General features: G+C 52.0%; 14 protein-coding genes and 2 tRNA genes. 5 read left to right on the forward strand and 11 right to left on the reverse strand.

Annotated features, from left to right (window positions below; all coding sequences use genetic code 11):
* Positions 1-8: 8 nt before the first annotated feature.
* From nusA to OGY67_RS12035, 3 genes are all read right to left on the reverse strand, one after another.
* A complete protein-coding gene (gene nusA, locus OGY67_RS12025) occupies positions 9-1496 on the reverse strand; it encodes a transcription termination factor NusA (protein ID WP_003024992.1) in 1488 nt (495 codons plus the stop codon).
* 28 nt (positions 1497-1524) lie between these two features.
* On the reverse strand, positions 1525-1977 hold the full coding sequence (rimP, locus tag OGY67_RS12030; RefSeq protein WP_003024996.1) for a ribosome maturation factor RimP: 453 nt from the start codon (positions 1975-1977) through the stop codon (positions 1525-1527).
* Between the two features lie 207 nt (positions 1978-2184).
* Positions 2185-2261, reverse strand: a tRNA-Met gene (locus OGY67_RS12035).
* A gap of 333 nt (positions 2262-2594) precedes the next feature.
* On the opposite strand from OGY67_RS12035, the gene argG reads away from it, so the two are divergent.
* Positions 2595-3938, forward strand: coding sequence for an argininosuccinate synthase (argG, locus tag OGY67_RS12040; protein WP_005131837.1), 1344 nt, complete (start codon positions 2595-2597; stop codon positions 3936-3938).
* Positions 3939-4134: 196 nt separating this feature from the next.
* On the opposite strand, the gene OGY67_RS12045 is transcribed toward argG, so the two are convergent.
* From OGY67_RS12045 to OGY67_RS12055, 3 genes are all read right to left on the reverse strand, one after another.
* A tRNA-Leu gene (locus OGY67_RS12045) sits at positions 4135-4221 on the reverse strand.
* Between the two features lie 9 nt (positions 4222-4230).
* Positions 4231-4563 carry a preprotein translocase subunit SecG gene (secG, locus tag OGY67_RS12050; protein ID WP_003025000.1) on the reverse strand — a complete coding sequence of 111 codons (333 nt, stop codon included), beginning with the start codon at positions 4561-4563 and terminating at the stop codon, positions 4231-4233.
* Between the two features lie 167 nt (positions 4564-4730).
* The gene (locus OGY67_RS12055) at positions 4731-5624 is read right to left on the reverse strand and encodes a LysR family transcriptional regulator (RefSeq protein ID WP_103284673.1); all 894 of its coding nucleotides are present in this window, start codon (positions 5622-5624) and stop codon (positions 4731-4733) included.
* Positions 5625-5772: 148 nt separating this feature from the next.
* Here OGY67_RS12055 and iadA point away from each other — a divergent pair, with 148 nt between their 5' ends.
* Together iadA and dcuC are read left to right on the forward strand one after the other, a co-directional pair.
* Entirely contained in the window at positions 5773-6906 is a 1134-nt protein-coding gene (gene iadA, locus OGY67_RS12060; RefSeq protein WP_258885786.1) for a beta-aspartyl-peptidase, read from the forward strand.
* A 10-nt stretch (positions 6907-6916) separates the two neighbouring features.
* Complete coding sequence (dcuC, locus tag OGY67_RS12065) at positions 6917-8383, forward strand: C4-dicarboxylate transporter DcuC (protein WP_003025006.1); 1467 nt, start codon at positions 6917-6919, stop codon at positions 8381-8383.
* A 44-nt stretch (positions 8384-8427) separates the two neighbouring features.
* Here dcuC and glmM read toward each other — a convergent pair whose 3' ends face one another.
* From glmM to rlmE, 4 genes are all read right to left on the reverse strand, one after another.
* On the reverse strand, positions 8428-9765 hold the full coding sequence (gene glmM, locus OGY67_RS12070; protein ID WP_008785919.1) for a phosphoglucosamine mutase: 1338 nt from the start codon (positions 9763-9765) through the stop codon (positions 8428-8430).
* Positions 9758-10606 carry a dihydropteroate synthase gene (folP, locus tag OGY67_RS12075; protein ID WP_048225717.1) on the reverse strand — a complete coding sequence of 283 codons (849 nt, stop codon included), beginning with the start codon at positions 10604-10606 and terminating at the stop codon, positions 9758-9760. The genes glmM and folP overlap by 8 nt, the downstream gene beginning before the upstream one ends.
* A 98-nt stretch (positions 10607-10704) precedes the next feature.
* Positions 10705-12639, reverse strand: a complete 1935-nt coding sequence (gene ftsH, locus OGY67_RS12080) for an ATP-dependent zinc metalloprotease FtsH (protein WP_003025013.1) — start codon at positions 12637-12639, stop codon at positions 10705-10707.
* Positions 12640-12738: 99 nt separating this feature from the next.
* On the reverse strand, positions 12739-13368 hold the full coding sequence (rlmE, locus tag OGY67_RS12085; protein ID WP_003025015.1) for a 23S rRNA (uridine(2552)-2'-O)-methyltransferase RlmE: 630 nt from the start codon (positions 13366-13368) through the stop codon (positions 12739-12741).
* A 125-nt stretch (positions 13369-13493) separates the two neighbouring features.
* Here rlmE and yhbY point away from each other — a divergent pair, with 125 nt between their 5' ends.
* Positions 13494-13787, forward strand: a complete 294-nt coding sequence (gene yhbY, locus OGY67_RS12090; RefSeq protein ID WP_003025016.1) for a ribosome assembly RNA-binding protein YhbY — start codon at positions 13494-13496, stop codon at positions 13785-13787.
* A gap of 153 nt (positions 13788-13940) precedes the next feature.
* Here the strand turns inward: yhbY and greA are convergent, their stop codons facing one another.
* The gene (gene greA, locus OGY67_RS12095) at positions 13941-14417 is read right to left on the reverse strand and encodes a transcription elongation factor GreA (RefSeq protein WP_003025019.1); all 477 of its coding nucleotides are present in this window, start codon (positions 14415-14417) and stop codon (positions 13941-13943) included.
* A gap of 248 nt (positions 14418-14665) precedes the next feature.
* Between greA and dacB the strand changes: the two genes are divergently transcribed.
* Positions 14666-16099, forward strand: coding sequence for a serine-type D-Ala-D-Ala carboxypeptidase (dacB, locus tag OGY67_RS12100; protein ID WP_032945109.1), 1434 nt, complete (start codon positions 14666-14668; stop codon positions 16097-16099).
* The last annotated feature ends 96 nt before the right edge of the window (positions 16100-16195 follow it).

Raw genomic sequence — 16195 nt, forward strand, 5'->3', positions numbered from 1 at the left:
ACAGTTTATTACGCTTCGTCGCCGAACCAGCAAATATTACGGGCAGCCATAATCAGCTCACCGGCTTTTTCGTCGGTCAACCCTTCGATATCAGCCAGATCATCAATGCCCTGTTCAGCGAGATCTTCCAGCGTACAAACACCACGGGCCGCCAGTTTGAAGGCCATCTCACGATCCAATCCTTCCAGATTCAGCAGATCGTCAGCCGGTTTGTTATCACCGAGGCTTTCTTCCTGGGCCAGTGCCAGAGTGGTCAGTGCGTTTTTAGCACGCTCGCGCAGCGCTTCAACGGTCTGTTCATCCAGGCCGTCAATTTCCAGCAGTTCTTTCATTGGCACGTAGGCCAGTTCTTCCAGCGTCGCAAAACCTTCTTCCACCAGAACAGTCGCGAAATCTTCATCGATATCGAGATATTTGGTGAAGGTATCGATGGCTGCATGTGCTTCAGCCTGATGCTTCGCTTGCAGGTCATCAACGGTCATCACGTTGAGTTCCCAACCGCTCAGTTGTGAAGCCAGGCGGACGTTCTGACCATTACGTCCAATCGCCTGAGCCAGGTTACCGGCTTCAACCGCGATATCCATGGTGTGTTTGTCTTCATCCACCACGATAGAAGCGACGTCTGCTGGCGCCATTGCGTTAATCACGAACTGCGCCGGGTTATCATCCCACAGGACGATATCGATACGCTCGCCGCCCAGTTCGGTAGAAACCGCCTGAACGCGCGCACCGCGCATACCAACACAGGCGCCGACCGGATCAATACGCTTGTCGTTGGTCTTAACGGCGATTTTCGCACGCGATCCCGGATCGCGAGCAGCCGCTTTAATTTCGATAACTTCTTCGCCGATTTCCGGCACTTCAATGCGGAACAGCTCAATCAGCATTTCCGGCTTGGAACGGGTTACGAACAGCTGTGCACCGCGCGCTTCCGGGCGAACTGAGTACAGAACACCACGAATACGGTCACCAGGGCGGAAGTTTTCACGCGGCAGCATGTCTTCACGCAGGATCACAGCTTCAGCATTGCTGCCCAGATCCAGAGAAATGTTGTCGCGGTTTACTTTCTTCACCACACCGGTGACGATTTCGCCTTCGTGTTCGCGGAACTGATCAACAACCATTGCGCGTTCAGCTTCACGTACTTTCTGTACGATAACCTGCTTCGCGGTCTGGGTGGTGATACGGTCAAAGGTGACAGATTCAATCTGATCTTCAACATATTCGCCCACGTTCAGACTTTCGTCTTCGAAGCGTGCCGCTTCCAGCGTAATTTCTTTGGTCGGCTGAGTAACTTCTTCTACGATTACCCAACGACGGAAAGTATCGAAATCACCGCTTTTACGATCGATTTCTACGCGAACGTCGATCTCTTGCTCATATTTTTTCTTTGTTGCTGTAGCCAGCGCACTTTCCAGCGCTTCAAAAATTTTCTCGCGTGGCAGCGCTTTTTCGTTGGATACGGCTTCAACAACAGCCAAAATTTCTTTGTTCATCGCGGGCTTTTCACCTCAATCCAGACTGTTAAAAGTGGGGAACCAGGTTCGCCTTCTGGATATTACTCAGCGCGAACACTTCATCTTTGCCTTCGACTGTGACCGTGATCATCTCACCGTCCACCGCTTTGATAACGCCCTGCCATTTACGACGGTTTTGTACCGCCATACGAAGAACCAGCGTGACTTCTTCACCCAGGAAACGCACGTAGTGTTCAGCTGTGAACAGAGGACGGTCTAGACCCGGAGAGGAGACTTCCAGGTTATAGGCAACGGTGATTGGGTCTTCGACATCCATCACGGCGCTTACCTGATGGCTCACATCAGCACAATCATCAACATTGATGCCATCTTCACTATCAATATAGATGCGCAGTGTGGATGTGCGACCACGAATAAATTCGATGCCGACCAGTTCGTAGCCCAGGGCTTCAACTGGCGCTGTAATCATCTCTGTTAATTTTTGCTCTAATGTGGACAAGCCCACCCCCAAGACATAAAAAAAGGGCCTAAAGCCCAGTTATTCTGTAGTCAGATAACAAAAAACCCCGATAAATCGGGGCTTTAGATAACTGAACCCTATAACCGCACCTGCGGTTCGGAGAACCTTCCGAAAGAATTTTTTTCAAATCCAGCTACGAAGGCCTAAGTCTTCACAGTATATTTGAAAAAGAACTCTAAGGGAAAGTGGTTGCGGGGGCCGGATTTGAACCGACGACCTTCGGGTTATGAGCCCGACGAGCTACCAGGCTGCTCCACCCCGCGCCTGAAACGTGGCAAATTTTACTCGTTTTGGGTAAAAAATGCAAATACTGCTGGGATTTGGTACCGAGACGGGACGTAAAATCTGCGCACAGTATATTGATTCACTATGCGTTATGTCAACCTTGTTACGACTATGCAAATCAATGAATGCTGCCCAGCGCTAGCCCAGCAAGATAAATATGCCGCCCACGCCGTTATTTAACGAAATTATCACTAAACTCTTCCTGTCATCCAGAAAAGATGATTAAATGAAAACTCATTTATTTTGCATAAAAATGCAATTAGTATAATAAGCCGACCTCTTCACCAGTCTATCAAGCAGGGTTTTATTTTATGACGACGATTCTCAAGCATCTCCCGGTAGGTCAACGTATTGGTATCGCTTTTTCCGGCGGCCTGGACACCAGTGCAGCACTGCTGTGGATGCGACAAAAAGGGGCTGTCCCATATGCATATACTGCGAATTTGGGCCAGCCGGATGAGGATGACTATGACGCCATTCCTCGCCGTGCAATGGAATATGGTGCTGAGAATGCTCGCCTGGTAGATTGCCGTAAGCAGCTGGTTGCCGAAGGGATCGCTGCCATTCAGTGCGGTGCATTCCACAACACCACTGGCGGACTGACCTATTTCAATACCACCCCGCTGGGCCGTGCCGTGACCGGCACCATGCTGGTTGCCGCCATGAAAGAAGATGGCGTAAATATCTGGGGCGACGGTAGCACCTATAAAGGTAACGATATTGAACGTTTCTATCGTTACGGTCTGCTGACCAACGCCGAACTGCAGATTTACAAACCATGGCTGGATACCGATTTTATCGATGAACTCGGTGGTCGCCATGAGATGTCCGAATTTATGATTGCCTGTGGTTTCGACTACAAAATGTCCGTTGAGAAAGCGTACTCAACAGACTCCAATATGCTCGGCGCGACTCACGAAGCAAAAGATCTGGAATTCCTGAACTCCAGCGTCAAAATCGTTAACCCGATTATGGGCGTGAAGTTCTGGGATGAGAGCGTGAAGATCCCGGCAGAAGAAGTGACCGTACGTTTTGAACAGGGTCATCCGGTTGCTCTGAACGGTAAAACCTTCAGCGACGACGTTGAGATGATGCTGGAAGCCAACCGTATCGGCGGCCGTCACGGTCTGGGTATGAGCGATCAGATTGAAAACCGTATCATTGAAGCGAAGAGCCGCGGCATCTACGAAGCCCCGGGGATGGCATTGCTGCATATCGCCTACGAGCGTCTGCTGACCGGTATTCACAACGAGGATACCATCGAGCAGTATCACGCGCACGGTCGCCAGCTGGGTCGTCTGCTGTATCAGGGCCGCTGGTTCGACTCTCAGGCGCTGATGCTGCGTGACGGTCTGCAGCGTTGGGTTGCCAGCCAGATTACCGGTGAAGTGACGCTGGAACTGCGTCGCGGTAATGACTACTCAATCCTCAACACCGTGTCTGACAATCTGACGTACAAACCAGAACGTCTGACGATGGAAAAAGGCGACTCCGTATTCTCTCCGGACGACCGTATCGGTCAGTTGACCATGCGTAATCTGGATATCACCGATACCCGCGAGAAGCTGTTCGGCTATGCGCAGTCTGGCCTACTGACAGCCTCTTCCGCAACCGGCCTGCCGCAGGTTGAAAATCTGGAAAATAAGGCGAAGTAAAGATTCACTATCTTAAGGCCGCGAAAGCGGCCTTTTTTATGCGCGAAATTTAAGGTGTCTGTAGGCCTGATAAGCGTAGCGCCATCAGGCGTTGTAATAATGTCGGATAAGGCGTTAACGCCTTATCCGACCTACAGGATAGCCACAAATAACAGACGAAAAAAAAGACGCTTTGCAGCGTCTTTTTTTTGGAATTTGGTACCGAGGATGGGACTCGAACCCACAAGCCCGTTAGGGCACTACCACCTCAAGGTAGCGTGTCTACCAATTCCACCACCTCGGTACAGAATACTTAGCGTGGGATATCGCTGGTCGGCTGAGCCGGAGCAGCTGGCTGAGTTTGCTCGGTTTTCGCCGGTGCGCTCAGATTTTCCCACTCACTTCCTTTATTGGTCTTATTGCTGTTCATGTTACCCAGCACCAGACTGATGATGAAGAACAAGGTTCCCAATACAGCTGTCATACGGGTCATGAAGTTACCAGAACCACTTGAACCAAACAGAGTACCAGAAGCGCCTGCGCCAAAAGAGGCTCCCATATCAGCGCCTTTGCCTTGCTGCAGCATGATCAAGCCTACCAGGCCAATTGCCACAATAAGGAAAACTACTAAAAGAGCTTCGTGCATAATCAACCTGTTCCTTGCGGAGTTGCCGCGTACAATGCTTCGACCATTAAAGCGGGAATATTAACTGTTTCCCACTGAAGCGGGTGTGAATACTAACCAAAGCGAATAACCTTCGCAAGGGCAATTTGTTAGCATTGTATCAACTGCGGAAAAAATCGCCATATCAATCAAAAACGCAGCAATTTCTCCCAGCATCTCTGCATAACGGCACGTTGATCTTCAAGATTCGCCCATACCACAACGGGGATTTCACAAATCAGGTCTGTATTTTCTGGCCAGCAGTGAATAATTTGCTGATTCACCAACTCTTCCGCCACCATCGATTCAGGTAACCAGGCCATTCCCATATGGCGCAGTACCATTTCTCGTATCGTTTCGCTTAAACCACTCTCAAATACTTTTTTTAGCCGTGGGCGGACGCGTTGTTCTGCCGACTCAATAATACGTCTGACAAAGGTGTAGTCGCTATAGCATAGCCACGGAATCGGAGCATGCGGATCACTAAGCGCATAAGCCAACTGGGCGGAAATAACCGGTATAAATCGCTCATACCGCCATAGTGAACGTTTTAACCCTCCGGCGATCTCCAGCCCCGGCTGGGCAGAGGGTAAATCGTAGGTTACCAGTAAATCAATTTGCCGGTTCATCAGGGCATTGAAGTGGTTGTCTATCCCCTGGATACTGGCGTTTACCGTAAAGTTTAACTGCGGCTCACTCTGTCGCAGGTAGTTGATCATATCCGGCAGGATATTCACCGACAGCGTATGCAGGCTGACCATCACCAGCGTGTTATCCGTTGCTGGCGTCATCGCCGACAGCTCATGGCGTGCCTCTGTTAACGTGCTGAGGACGTGCCGGGCATAAGGTTCAAAGCGTTCACCATAGCGCGTCAGCGTGACAGGGGTCGTTGTCCGGTCAAACAAAGGCACTCCCAGCACCTCTTCCAGCGCCTTTATACGCCGACTCAACGCCGGTTGAGTAATATGCCGCTGCGCCGCGGCCTGAGAGTAGTTTCCATGCTGGCTCAAGGCCAGAAAATCTTCCAGCCACTTACAATCCACGTTGTGCTCTCCGCCATGCCATAACCGCATCCTCCAATAACAAATCGGTAATAGTCATAGTTATAGTAATGGCTTTATGGTGGGCATCATAACAACAATATTTCGTTTCACCTGCCGACTCTCACCCTCGACGTTTGACAGGACCGCTATGTTTACTTTATTGACCAATGCCCGTGTTTTTTCTCCTGAGGATTTAGGCCTCTGCTCCCTGCTCATTCATGCCGACCGTATTGTGGCGGTAGAAAAAGATATTTCATTGTTTGATGGCATCAACGAGGTCATCGATTGTCGGGGTAAATGGGTTATCCCTGGTATCATCGATCAGCATGTTCATCTTACCGGTGGCGGTGGTGAAGCCGGATTTGCCAGTCGGACGCCCGCCGTCAAGCTGCGCGACCTGATTCAGGCAGGTATTACCACGGTGGTTGGCGTGTTAGGCACCGATGCCATTTCTCGTTCACCCAAAGACCTCTACGCAAAAATGCAGTCTCTCAACCTTGAGGGATTACGCGCGTTTATGCACACGGGAGCCTACGCCGTTCCCAGCCCAACTATTACGCGATCCATCCGCGATGATATGGCCTTCATTCCGGCAATTCTTGGTGTAAAAATCGCCCTCGCCGATCACCGCGGTTCTTACCCCTCTTTCCAGGAGTTGCTGAGGATAGTGAGCGATATTCGCGTCGCTTCCCTGCTGGCTGGGAAAAAAGGCTTGCTGCATGTGCACATGGGGAATCTGCCGGAAGGGATGTCGCAACTTATTGAGCTGTGTGATGCGGGTATTCCGATTCACCATATTTCACCGACGCATGTTGCGAGAACTGAGCCCTTGTTCGAACAGGCGATTGCTTTCGCCCATCGCGGCGGCCATATCGATGTTACGTCCGGTGGCAGTCGTTTTATGCCTCAGGAGCAAGCGATTCTCCACGCACTCGAAGCACAGGTTCCGGCGGAGCGCATCACGATCAGTTCTGACGGCAATGGCAGCGTTCCGCGCTTTAACGCTCAGGGTATCGTTGAAGGTTTAAGCGCGGCACCGGTCGCAGGCAATCTTAACCTGCTTCCTCGCCTGATTGATGTCGGGATTCCGGTGCCACAGGCCATCGCGATGCTGACGGCAAACGTTGCGCGCTCGCTGGGGATTTCCGGGGGCGTGCTCTGCGCCGGAGAACGTGCCGATATCTGTGTACTCAATGATGACCTCTCGCTGGCCCATCTGTTTGCCGCGGGTAAACCGTTGCTGCGGGATGGCGAGTGCCTGGTTACCGGCAACTTCGAGTAAGGGGGCAAGAATGTCATTGCTACTGGCGCTAATCGCCATCATTTTTGCCGGACGTCTGATCCTCAAAAAATATCACCCCCAGTCGGTACTGTTATTGACCGGGATTGTGCTGTTGCTTATCGCGCATTTTAGCGGAATGACCTCACTCAGTGGCCTGGTGAAAAAGAGCACCGGATTTGGCCCCTTTGACGCCTTTGAGTTTATTCGCGATACCCTGAGCGTGCGTCTCGGCGGCCTCGGACTGCAAATTATGCTGATTGGTGGTTTTGCCACCTACATGTCAGCCATTGGCGCAAGCCAGGTACTGGTTCGGGTGACGTCTCGTCCTTTGCAACGGCTGAACTCGCCATATCTGCTGCTGGGGCTGGCACTGCTATTGGGTCAATTCCTGTCGCTGTTTATCAGCAGCGCCACCGGATTGGGTCTGCTGCTGATGGCGACGCTTTACCCGCTGCTTACCCGTCTTGGCTGTAGCCGCGCCGCGGTTGCCGCCGTTATCGCCAGTACCTGTGCGGTTGAGTTTGGCCCCGGCTCCGGCAACTCTGTTCTCGCCGCCAAAACCGCAGGCATCGAGGTCGTGAACTATTTCGTGCAGGATCAGTTGCCGATCGTTGTGCCCGTCATTCTTTTCATCGCCCTGCTGCATATTGTTGTGCAACGCTTTTTTGACCGTCGGGAAAGTGGCGACAATGCAGCTCAGCAAATGCAGACATTAACGGCGACTGATGAAGCCGACGCACCTATAGCCTGGCTGTTTCTGCCCATGCTGCCGCTGGTATTGATGCTGGTGTGCAGCGATTTAGTATTCAGCTCTCTCAAGATCACGCTGGATACCGCCGTACTGATAAGTCTCGCTATTACGCTGGTTTGTGAGTACTGCCGTCATCGCAAGGCGCGCGAGGTGATGGCTGGCGTACAAAAGGTTTTCGACAGCATGGGCAGCGTTTTTGCCACCGTCGTAACACTGATTATCGCCGGTGAAGTCTTTTCCGCCGGACTGAAAGCCATTGGTGCCGTTGACGCACTGTTGTCACTTTCCGGTGAATTTGGCCTCAGCGCCGCCTCTATTATCCTGCTGATGACCCTGATCACCTTCGCAATTTCAGCGCTGATGGGCTCCGGGAATGCGGCATTTTTTTCCTTCGCACCCATGGTGCCGGACATCAGCCGTCATATCGGTAGCGATATCGCTGTCATGATGTTGCCTATCCAGATCTCGGCGGGTATTGGTCGTACGCTATCGCCCATCGCCGGCGTAATCATTGCTATCGCAGGGATTGCAGGTGTCTCGCCTGTGGATATTGTTAAGCGTACCGCGATTCCGATGCTGGGCGGTTGGCTACTGATGATTGCGTTAACCTTTGCCCGGTCTGGGCATCTGCTGGCGGTTCTGCCGTGGCTGGCAGTCCTTGTGCTACTGATGGTCGGTGGTTACTTCTGGCAGCGCCGACGTAAACAGCCGCTTGCCGTACAGTAAAAAAAAGCCGGAGTCTCAGACTCCGGCTTTCACTTTCTTCGGAATTACGCCGCTTTCACAGCATCGGCAATACGGTGGGCGAATTCAGTCACCTGCGCTTCGTCTTCACCTTCAACCATCACACGAATTAACGGTTCGGTACCAGACTTACGCAGCAGGACGCGTCCACGGTTACCCAGCGCCGCTTCCACTTCCGCCATCACCGCTTTCACGTTTTCATGTTCCAGTGGATCGCCGCTACCTGCTGTGTATCGTACGTTAACCAGCAGCTGTGGGAACATTTTCATGCCGCTGCACAGGTCGTGCAAGCTCATATGGTTGCGTACCATCGCCGCCAGCACCTGCAGACCCGCCACGATACCGTCACCAGTAGTGGTTTTGTCCAGCAGGATCACATGACCTGAGTTTTCGGCACCGATACGCCAGCCTTTTTCCTGCATTTTTTCCAGCACATAACGGTCGCCAACTTTTGCACGGGCAAACGGAATACCCAGCTGTTTCAGCGCCAGCTCGAGGCCCATGTTGCTCATCAGCGTTCCTACCGCGCCACCGCGCAGCTGACCCTGACGCAGGGCTTCACGGGCGATGATGTACATGATCTGATCGCCATCGACCTTATTACCTTCGTGGTCAACCATAATGACGCGGTCGCCATCGCCATCCAGCGCAATACCCAGATCGGCTTTTTCCGCAATCACGCGCGCCTGCAGAGCACGGACGTCGGTGGCGCCGACTTCTTCATTGATATTCACACCGTTTGGCTCACAGCCAATGGCAATCACGTTTGCACCCAGCTCACGCAGTACATTTGGCGCAATGTGGTACGTCGCACCGTTAGCGCAATCCACCACTATTTTAAGTTCATTCAGGCTCAGTTCGTTCGGGAAAGTGCCTTTGCAAAACTCGATATAGCGACCGGCAGCATCAACGATACGCGTGGCTTTACCCAGTTCAGCGGAATCCACGCAGGTGATCGCTTTTTCCATCTCGGCTTCAATGGCTTCTTCCACTGCATCCGGCAGTTTAGTCCCGTCGGTAGAGAAGAATTTAATCCCGTTGTCATAGTACGGGTTGTGCGAAGCGGAGATAACAATCCCGGCCTCAGCACGGAAGGCGCGCGTCAGATACGCAACGGCGGGTGTTGGCATTGGCCCTGTGAATGAGGCTGAGAGTCCGGCGGCAGCCAGGCCCGCTTCCAGCGCAGACTCCAGCATATAGCCGGAAATACGCGTATCTTTACCGATAATAATTTTACGTGAACCATGACGAGCAAGCACTTTCCCTGCAGCCCAGCCCAGCTTGAGCACAAAGTCAGGAGTAATTGGGGCATCGCCTACGCGACCGCGGATCCCATCAGTGCCAAAATATTTACGATTACTCATAGCGTTTTTTTTCCTTTGCAGACAATGTGGCTTCCACCACACGCATCGCTTCTACGGTTTCTTTGACGTCATGGACACGAACGATCTGCGCCCCCTGCATTGCGGCAATCACCGCGCACGCAAGGCTACCGCTCAGGCGTTCAGATGGCCCCACATTCAGTAACTGGCCAACCATTGATTTTCGTGACATCCCAACCAGCAATGGCAGATTAAAATGATGAAACTCAGACAAACGTGCCAGTAATGTGTAGTTGTGAGTGAGATTTTTACCGAATCCGAATCCGGGGTCGAGCAACAATTTATCTTTTGTGATTCCAGCCCGCTCGCAACGTGCTATTTGCTCAACAAAGTAACGGTTTACCTCAGCAAAAACATCCTCATACTTTGGTGCTTCCTGCATGGTTTTCGGCTGCCCCTGCATATGCATCAGGCAAACCGGTAATCCGGTCTCCGCTGCGGCTTCCAGCGCTCCAGGCTCCGAGAGTGAGCGAATATCATTGATGATATGCGCGCCAACTCTGGCGCATTCGCGAATCACTTCGGGTTTTGAGGTATCGACCGAAATCCACACTTCAAAACGCTGGGCAATCGCCTCGACCACTGGGATCACTCGCTGCAACTCTTCTTCCACACTCACATCAGCCGCGCCCGGACGCGTGGACTCACCGCCCACATCAATGATAGTCGCCCCGGCGTTAATCATCAGGTTTGCGTGTTTTACCGCCTCAACCAGAGAGTTGTGCGCTCCACCATCGGAAAATGAGTCTGGCGTGACGTTCAAAATCCCCATGACGTGCGGATGGCTGAGATCCAGTGAAGAACCCTGAGCAAAGAGTTTCATAGTTTTATCCCTGGTAAAATCTTGAATATGCAGATAAGAAAAACCCCGGAGCAAGCCCCAGGGTTTTCAATTAAAACACGGTCATCATCAACGATAACTTATTTGTCGCCCAGTTGCTCTGACATAGTGCCAGAGTCCGGCGCACGCGGTTCATCAACCGGACGCGGTGCACTCGGCTTACCGGTGCTACCAGAGTTGTTGTTAGAAGAACCCGGTTCTTCCCAACCCGCTGGCGGACGTACGTCGCGGCGAGCCATTAGATCGTCAATCTGCGGCGCATCGATGGTCTCATATTTCATGAGCGCATCTTTCATTGAGTGCAGAATGTCCATGTTTTCGTTCAGCAAACGACGTGCACGGTCATAGTTACGCTCAATCAGCAGCTTAACTTCCTGATCGATAATGCGAGCGGTTTCATCGGACATGTGTTTCGCTTTCGCCACAGAACGTCCCAGGAACACTTCGCCTTCTTCTTCAGCGTACAGCAACGGACCGAGTTTATCGGAGAAGCCCCACTGAGTAACCATGTTACGCGCCAGGTTAGTCGCGACTTTAATGTCGTTCGACGCACCGGTAGAAACATGTTCAGCACCGTAGATGATCTCTTCCGCCAGACGGCCACCGTACAGTGTGGAGATCTGACTTTCCAGTTTCTGACGGCTGGCGCTGATTGCGTCGCCTTCAGGCAGGAAGAAGGTCACACCCAGCGCACGACCGCGCGGGATAATCGTTACTTTGTGCACCGGATCGTGTTCCGGTACCAGGCGACCGATAATCGCGTGGCCAGCTTCGTGATACGCGGTAGATTCTTTCTGCGCTTCCGTCATCACCATGGAGCGACGTTCCGCACCCATCATGATTTTGTCTTTCGCTTTTTCGAACTCAACCATCGACACTACGCGCTTGTTGCCACGAGCAGCAAACAGCGCCGCTTCGTTCACCAGGTTCGCGAGGTCCGCACCGGAGAAGCCAGGCGTGCCACGTGCAATGATTGCCGCATCGATATCCGGAGACAGCGGTACGCGACGCATATGCACTTTCAGGATCTGTTCACGACCGCGAACGTCTGGCAGACCAACCACAACCTGACGGTCGAAACGGCCTGGACGCAGCAGCGCAGGGTCAAGAACGTCCGGACGGTTAGTTGCCGCGATAACGATAATACCTTCGTTACCTTCGAAGCCGTCCATCTCAACCAGCATCTGGTTCAGCGTCTGTTCACGTTCATCGTGACCACCGCCCAGACCTGCGCCACGCTGGCGACCTACGGCGTCGATTTCATCGATGAAGATGATGCACGGTGCCGCTTTCTTGGCTTGTTCGAACATGTCACGCACACGAGATGCACCGACACCCACGAACATTTCCACGAAATCAGAACCGGAAATTGTGAAGAATGGAACCTTCGCTTCACCTGCGATAGCTTTCGCCAGCAGGGTTTTACCCGTACCCGGAGGACCAACCATCAGGACGCCTTTCGGGATTTTACCGCCCAGTTTCTGGAAACGGCTCGGTTCGCGCAGATACTCAACCAGCTCAGCGACTTCTTCTTTTGCTTCGTCACAACCCGCAACGTCAGCAAAAGTCGTTTTGATCTGATCTTCCGTCAGCATGCGCGCTTTGCTCTTGCCGAACGACATGGCACCTTTGCCACCACCGCCCTGCATCTGACGCATGAAGAAGATCCAGACACCAATCAGCAGCAGCATTGGGAACCAGGAAATGAAGATAGATGCCAGCAGGCTCGGCTCTTCAGGTGGTTCGCCAACAACCTTGACGTTTTTGGTCAGCAGGTTATCAAGCAGCTTCGGATCGTTAACCGGGATGTAGGTCGTGTAACGGTTACTATCTTTCTTGGTAACGTTAATCTCACGTCCGTTGATCTTCGCTTCACGAACCTGGTCCTGATTGACCTCTTGCAGGAAGGTAGAGTAATCAACCTTACGGCCATTAGACTCGCTGGGCCCAAAGCTCTGGAATACTGACATCAGCACAACGGCAATGACCAGCCAGAGAATTAGGTTTTTCGCCATGTCACTCAAGGGATTAACCTCATATTACAACTGTGTTAAAAACAGCGTCAGGATACTCTATATCCAGTTTCTTTCAAACTTTCGTTTGAAATCTGCCGGTTATGGTTTACGCCCGGTCGCTACAATATACACTTCACGCGAACGGGCGCGAGAAGAGTCCGGCTTACGAACTTTGACCTTCGTAAACAGGGAGCGAATCTCTCTTAGATACTCATCGAAGCCTTCGCCCTGGAACACCTTCACTACAAAACTACCACCTGGCGCTAATACATCACGAGCCATTCCAAGCGCCAGCTCTACCAGATACATGGCCCGGGGAATATCCACCGCCGGTGTTCCACACATATTTGGCGCCATATCAGACATGACAACTTGTACTTTACTGTCACCTACGCGTTCAAGTAACGCTTTCAGGACTAATTCATCACGAAAGTCGCCCTGAAGGAAGTCCACACCAACGATTGGATCCATAGGTAAAAGATCGCAAGCGATAATGCGGCCGGTGTTGCCGATCTGCGTAACTGCATATTGCGACCAGCCACCGGGTGCAGCACCGAGATCAACTATCGTCATCCCCGGTTTAAAAATTTTGTCACTTTGCTGTATTTCATCAAGTTTAAACCAGGCACGGGAACGTAACCCCTTTTTCTGCGCCTGTTGAACATATTTATCGCTAAAGTGTTCCTGAAGCCAGCGACTCGAGCTGGCAGAACGCTTTTTACCTGTCATTTCACATTCCCAAAGGGCAGTTCATCGTAACCAATGGTGTAAATTTCTACACAGCTATTTGGTGATATATGGGAGATGGCGGTAGAATGACCCGTTTTCAATCCCAACGTAAGCAAAAATATACGATGAATCTGAGTACTAAACAAAAACAGCACCTGAAAGGTCTGGCACATCCGCTCAAGCCTGTAGTTATGCTTGGCAATAATGGTTTGACCGAAGGGGTACTGGCCGAGATTGAACAAGCGTTAGAGCACCATGAACTTATCAAGGTGAAAATCGCCTCGGAAGATCGCGATACTAAAACCTTGATCGTGGAAGCTATCGTACGCGAAACCGGCGCCTGCAATGTACAGGTCATCGGCAAAACGCTGGTACTGTATCGCCCGACTAAAGAACGTAAAATCTCGCTGCCACGCTAAGAATATCCCAAAGTTGCACACGAAGTTTGTGTAAAACGCGGGGTTTTCCGCTAGCAGGAGAGCAAAATGCCACGCTCTCTTCGTTGATAAAAGGCCGCTATGCGGCCTTTTTCCTTTCTTTACAATGTATCAACATCTTAACCAAGATGCGAATTACAGGTATTCTACCTTCGTCACTTCATATTCCACTTCGCCGCCCGGCGTTTTGATAACTACGACGTCATCCTGCTCTTTACCGATCAGGCCACGAGCGATAGGCGAGTTCACTGAAATCAGGTTCTGTTTAAAATCGGCTTCATCATCGCCGACAATACGCCATGTCTGCTCTTCATCGTTATCGAGATTCAGAACGGTAACCGTCGCACCGAAAACAACGCGGCCATTGTTCGGCATTTTAGTAACGTCGATTACCTGCGCGTTGGACAGTTTAGCTTCGATATCTTTAATGCGTCCTTCGCAGAAACCCTGCTGTTCGCGCGCCGCGTGATACTCCGCGTTCTCTTTCAGGTCACCGTGCTCACGCGCTTCAGCGATAGCGGCAATAATTTCAGGACGGCGCACAGATTTCAGAAAATCCAGCTCTTCGCGCAGTTTTTCAGCACCACGTAAGGTCATCGGGATAGCTTGCATTTGTTATACCTCTTGAACATTCCTGTAGGGGGTAGTTGCTCTCACCCCGGCTGCTAAGCCCACCCTGGCGTGTGTCATGCCAGAGTCAGAAGCAAAAAAATACCGACCCGGGGCTCAAGGTCCCAGGTCAGCTACAATTCTCTATTTGATGATCATTTTACCCTGGAGTTCCTTATGGGTCATCGTTTACTTTTTGGGGCGTTGCGCCGTAGTATGACGGCCTGTTTCCAGGTTGTTAGCGCGAGATTATGCGATTTTCCAGATTTACCATCGGATTGACTGCCAGTATAGCGTTCAGCGTTCAGGCTGCGAACGTCGACGAGTATATCAATCAGCTCCCTGCCGGGGCCAACCTCGCCCTTATGGTACAGAAGGTTGGCGCACCTGCACCCGCTATTGATTTTCATAGCCAGCAGATGGCGCTGCCCGCCAGTACCCAGAAAGTAATCACCGCGCTGGCAGCATTGATTCAGCTCGGGCCTGACTTTCGTTTTACCACCACGCTTGAGACCAAAGGCAGCGTGGAAGGCGGCGTATTGAAAGGTGACTTAGTGGCACGATTTGGTGCCGATCCGACGCTAAAACGCCAGGATATTCGCAATATGGTGGCAACCCTGAAAAAATCAGGTGTGACGCAAATTGCCGGGAATGTCCTGATCGACACCTCTATTTTTGCCAGTCATGATAAAGCGCCCGGCTGGCCCTGGAACGACATGACGCAGTGTTTTAGTGCACCACCCGCAGCGGCTATTGTCGATAGAAACTGTTTCTCGGTTTCACTCTACAGCGCGCAAAAACCCAACGATCTCGCCTTTATTCGCGTGGCATCTTATTACCCGGTCACCATGTTCAGTCAGGTGCGTACTCTCGCCCGAGGTTCTGCGGAAGCGCAATATTGTGAACTGGATGTAGTTCCCGGCGATCTCAACCGCTATACGCTGACCGGATGCCTGCCACAACGTGCCGATCCGCTGCCGCTGGCGTTCGCCATTCAGGACGGTGCCAGCTATGCCGGGGCAATTATCAAAGATGAGCTAAAACAAGCAGGTATCACCTACAGTGGTACACTGCTGCGCCAGACGTTGGTCAACGAACCAGGAACGGTGGTCGCCAGTAAGCAGTCGGCACCGCTGCACGACCTGCTTAAGATTATGCTGAAAAAATCGGACAACATGATTGCCGATACCGTTTTCCGTATGATTGGTCATGCCCGATTTAACGTGCCGGGCACCTGGCGGGCGGGTTCTGACGCCGTGCGCCAGATTTTGCGTCAGCAGGCAGGCGTCGATATCGGCAACACTATTATTGCCGACGGTTCTGGCCTCTCCCGCCATAACCTGATTGCCCCAGCGACCATGATGCAGGTGCTGCAATATATCGCTCAACACGATAACGAGCTGAACTTTATCACTATGCTGCCACTGGCGGGCCACGACGGCTCTCTGCAATACCGTGCGGGTCTGCATCAGGCTGGTGTGGATGGCAAAGTATCGGCGAAGACAGGCTCGCTGCAGGGGGTTTATAACCTCGCAGGTTTCATCACCACGGCAAGCGGCCAACGCATGGCATTCGTGCAGTATTTATCTGGTTATGCGGTAGAGCCAGCTGACCAGCGTAATCGCCGTATTCCGTTGGTGCGCTTCGAGAGCCGGTTGTACAAGGATATTTATCAGAACAACTAAATGGGTAATTTGATTGCCGGATGGCGGCATTAACGTGCCTTATCCGGCCTACAGTGAGACCTGGAAACAAAAACCCCGGCAACATGGCCGGGGTTT

It is taken from the genome of Citrobacter sp. Cpo015 (genome assembly GCF_030333035.1).
Taxonomy (GTDB): domain Bacteria; phylum Pseudomonadota; class Gammaproteobacteria; order Enterobacterales; family Enterobacteriaceae; genus Citrobacter; species Citrobacter portucalensis.

Coding starts and splice junctions, on each gene's coding strand:
- nusA (WP_003024992.1), bottom strand. CDS start 1,496: ATGAACAAAGAAATTTTGGCTGTTGTTGAAGCCGTATCCAACGAAAAA.
- argG (WP_005131837.1), top strand. CDS start 2,595: ATGACGACGATTCTCAAGCATCTCCCGGTAGGTCAACGTATTGGTATC.
- secG (WP_003025000.1), bottom strand. CDS start 4,563: ATGCACGAAGCTCTTTTAGTAGTTTTCCTTATTGTGGCAATTGGCCTG.
- iadA (WP_258885786.1), top strand. CDS start 5,773: ATGTTTACTTTATTGACCAATGCCCGTGTTTTTTCTCCTGAGGATTTA.
- dcuC (WP_003025006.1), top strand. CDS start 6,917: ATGTCATTGCTACTGGCGCTAATCGCCATCATTTTTGCCGGACGTCTG.
- glmM (WP_008785919.1), bottom strand. CDS start 9,765: ATGAGTAATCGTAAATATTTTGGCACTGATGGGATCCGCGGTCGCGTA.
- folP (WP_048225717.1), bottom strand. CDS start 10,606: ATGAAACTCTTTGCTCAGGGTTCTTCACTGGATCTCAGCCATCCGCAC.
- ftsH (WP_003025013.1), bottom strand. CDS start 12,639: ATGGCGAAAAACCTAATTCTCTGGCTGGTCATTGCCGTTGTGCTGATG.
- rlmE (WP_003025015.1), bottom strand. CDS start 13,368: ATGACAGGTAAAAAGCGTTCTGCCAGCTCGAGTCGCTGGCTTCAGGAA.
- yhbY (WP_003025016.1), top strand. CDS start 13,494: ATGAATCTGAGTACTAAACAAAAACAGCACCTGAAAGGTCTGGCACAT.
- greA (WP_003025019.1), bottom strand. CDS start 14,417: ATGCAAGCTATCCCGATGACCTTACGTGGTGCTGAAAAACTGCGCGAA.
- dacB (WP_032945109.1), top strand. CDS start 14,666: ATGCGATTTTCCAGATTTACCATCGGATTGACTGCCAGTATAGCGTTC.